The organism is Nonomuraea sp. NPDC003804, assembly GCF_040610675.1.
Classification (GTDB): domain Bacteria; phylum Actinomycetota; class Actinomycetes; order Streptosporangiales; family Streptosporangiaceae; genus Nonomuraea.
Genome location: NZ_JBEXMT010000076.1, coordinates 1 through 2646, shown reverse-complemented (window position 1 = coordinate 2646; position 2646 = coordinate 1). Strand labels below are relative to the sequence as shown.

Annotated in this window: 4 protein-coding genes; 1 reads left to right on the top strand and 3 read right to left on the bottom strand. The window is 56.8% G+C overall.

Features of this window, described 5'->3' with window-relative positions; genetic code table 11:
• Nucleotides 1-301: hypothetical protein (locus ABZX22_RS44785; protein ID WP_354923377.1), on the bottom strand; the 301-nt coding region annotated here is incomplete at its 3' end.
• 209 nt (nucleotides 302-510) lie between these two features.
• On the bottom strand, nucleotides 511-822 hold the full coding sequence (locus tag ABZX22_RS44780; protein WP_354923374.1) for a hypothetical protein: 312 nt from the start codon (nucleotides 820-822) through the stop codon (nucleotides 511-513).
• Nucleotides 823-1068: 246 nt separating this feature from the next.
• Between ABZX22_RS44780 and ABZX22_RS44775 the strand changes: the two genes are divergently transcribed.
• Complete coding sequence (locus ABZX22_RS44775; RefSeq protein ID WP_354923371.1) at nucleotides 1069-1479, top strand: hypothetical protein; 411 nt, start codon at nucleotides 1069-1071, stop codon at nucleotides 1477-1479.
• A gap of 404 nt (nucleotides 1480-1883) precedes the next feature.
• Here the strand turns inward: ABZX22_RS44775 and ABZX22_RS44770 are convergent, their stop codons facing one another.
• Nucleotides 1884-2339: a hypothetical protein gene (locus tag ABZX22_RS44770; protein WP_354923368.1), complete on the bottom strand. Its 456-nt coding sequence runs from the start codon at nucleotides 2337-2339 to the stop codon at nucleotides 1884-1886.
• Between the last annotated feature and the right edge of the window lie 307 nt (nucleotides 2340-2646).

The following is a 2646-nucleotide window of genomic DNA, read 5'->3' as shown; positions in this document are numbered from 1 at the left end:
AGGTGCCGCTCCTTACATGATTGCCAAGTCTCACTCCCTTACAGGCGACCTGCGGGAAGTAGCCAAGCACATCCGGATCCAGCTCCAGAGTCAGCGCGAAAAGATGTTCAACGGTATGACTCTCCAGCGTGATGAGCTGGTCACATTTGACTGAACTGAAGTGGGTCACAACGTTGTTCAGCGCGCCCTTTCCTGGCTTCCGCGCTGGACTCGAGCTAGCCATCTCAAGGATGTGCTGTCGCTGTTCGACAGTTAGGCCCTCCTGCTCCCGCAGACGCTGGGCCAGTTCTTCTTGATTCATGGATCCCTGCCTATCTACTGGGAGGCGGGCAGCCGCCTCCCTCCCGGAATGCCTAGGGGTTGATTCTTATCGGGGTAAGGGGGTAGATTCGGCATAGCGGTTCTCATCGCTGCGCCTCAAACAGACCCCGGCCTGCAAGCCGGGGTTTGTCTTTTCTGCCCCAGAAGGTGCCTTAGCTCATCTGGAGGCCTCCATGTGGAAGATCGGGATCATTGAGTGGCCTGCCGATTGGTTACGGGATCCGCGCCGCGTGATGCATTGAACAACCATTGGGCGAGATCCCTGGATCGGATCATGCGCCCCTTCCTGCCGGGAATGGTTGAGGTTGCTATTCCCAGTCGGTTGTCATATGCCGCGCGCCTGGCAGCGCTGACGCTGTTGTAGCCAAGCAGCATCCAGACTTCTGAGAGCCGGACATAAAGCCCGTACTCCTCCGCCACCTGCTCGGCGAGCTGGTCAGGATTCGTTGCGCGAAGTGCGAGCGTTTGCATCGATAAGGGCACCATGTAGGCGAGCATCACTCACTCTCCTTCATATTGCAAACAGAGAGAACATTCTCTTATTTGTGGCGCATAAATTTTCTGATTACGTATCAGATAATCTGATATGCATGCCGCTACAGCGGTTACCATGTCAGAAGATTCAGCACCAAATGCAGTTCGTGGATTGCGATAGGATCGGCATGCTGCCGGCTGTTGAAAGAGATGACGGAGCACCTGTGTGCGTGGGGTTGTGGCATGCCAAGATGTTCCCCTAAGGGAGGTCGATTGGAAGATGAGCACATGATGAGCATCCCTAAAGATCCGCTCAGTCGCGACGAGCTTTCAGGCGATGCGTTAAGAGCCTTCTTCAACCTCGCTGCGAGCTGGGAACTGTCGGAACTTCAGCAGAGAGCGCTGCTTGGAGGTCCACCTGATGCTTCTTACGAGGCATGGGCGCGAGGGGCTCACGAGCATATCGATGACGACGTATTGATACGGATTAGCTATCTACTTGGCATCTACAAAGCTCTTCATATCCTTCTGCCTGACCCCGTTCAGGCGGATGGCTGGATAAGGCGACCAAACATGGCGCCCATGTTTGCTGGGAACACCGTGCTGGAGTTTCTTTGCCGCGGAGGCTTGAGCGAACTTCGGGAGGTGCGATCTTACTTGGACGGGCAGGACGCCATCACCTAGACAGGTGAGGCCATTCACCTTGAACCGCGTAACAAGTCGATGAGGTAGCCCGGGTTGATGCAGACCTGGACCTATCAGTCTCTGTCGTATGAGATCACGGGGGTGAATAAGAGCGGCTGTTCTTGCAATAGACCTGGATTCAACTAAGGGGTAACTTCGACATTCGCCCTATGATTGTCCTCGATGTGCGCGTTGCAGGAACTTGGCTGAGCCTGTGTCTCGCCGGTTGGCGACTGCTGCATCGTCACCAGGTGAGCATAGCCATAGATTGCTGGAGGCCTGCAAGCCGACAGACTGTAGGCTTCCGGGTATTCGCTCTCAATTGGTTCCGGACTGCCAGACTCAATTTCAATTGATGGATGTCGGGTAGACGCTAGTGTTGAGTCATCTCGGTAAGGCCCCTATCAGACATGCTCTTCGAACTCGCACTGCACTGCATGCAACACGCGGGCAGGGTCTACACTCAGCATCGCGGCCGGTGCCGCGCCCCAAAGCAACGCGTGCGGCGACAAGAACCACTCGGCCTCGCCCCAGCCGGTACTGCGACGCAGACCATCCGGCTCACGCTGGAAAGGACCAAAGTCCCGCAACACTGCTAGGATCTCGACTAATCGCTCAACGGGCTGGCCATCTGGGCGAAACTGCCAGATCGGGTAGCGGTAGCTGCCGTTGGGGTGCGTGACATACACCCCCAGCAGCTTCCCCTGACGTCGCAACTCGCTTGCACTGTGGCAGCCTCTGCCGAGCTTCAAGTCCAGCCCGGCATTGACCTGTGCTGCACTGAACCACTGTGAGGCGAGACTTTCGCGCCGTGCTGCGGCGGCATCCAGGATTTCTCGTGAGGGCGCGAAGCGAGTCATGCGAGCTTGAGCTGAACCAAAGATGGATTACGCATGGCTACGCGTCTCCGCTCCGGGCTAGGGGGCGCAAGTCAGCGTCCGCATTACGGGTGCGATCAAGTAAACGGTGGAGTACCAGGTTGAGGCCATCATCGTCTGATGAATAGGGAGAACCGAACAATGGGGCCTGGACCCAAAGGTGCTCCTGCCCGGGATGGACATAGGGGCCGTGATCATCGAGTAGTAGTGCCTCGCCCAGATTTGGCGAGGCGAGACGTAGGTCTTTCGTCTTTCCCGACCAACTGATGTAGGGCAGCTCCACGAACCA

Excerpts from the sequence above, each read along its gene's own strand:
- ABZX22_RS44770 (WP_354923368.1), bottom strand. The coding sequence starts at position 2,339 with ATGACTCGCTTCGCGCCCTCACGAGAAATCCTGGATGCCGCCGCAGCA.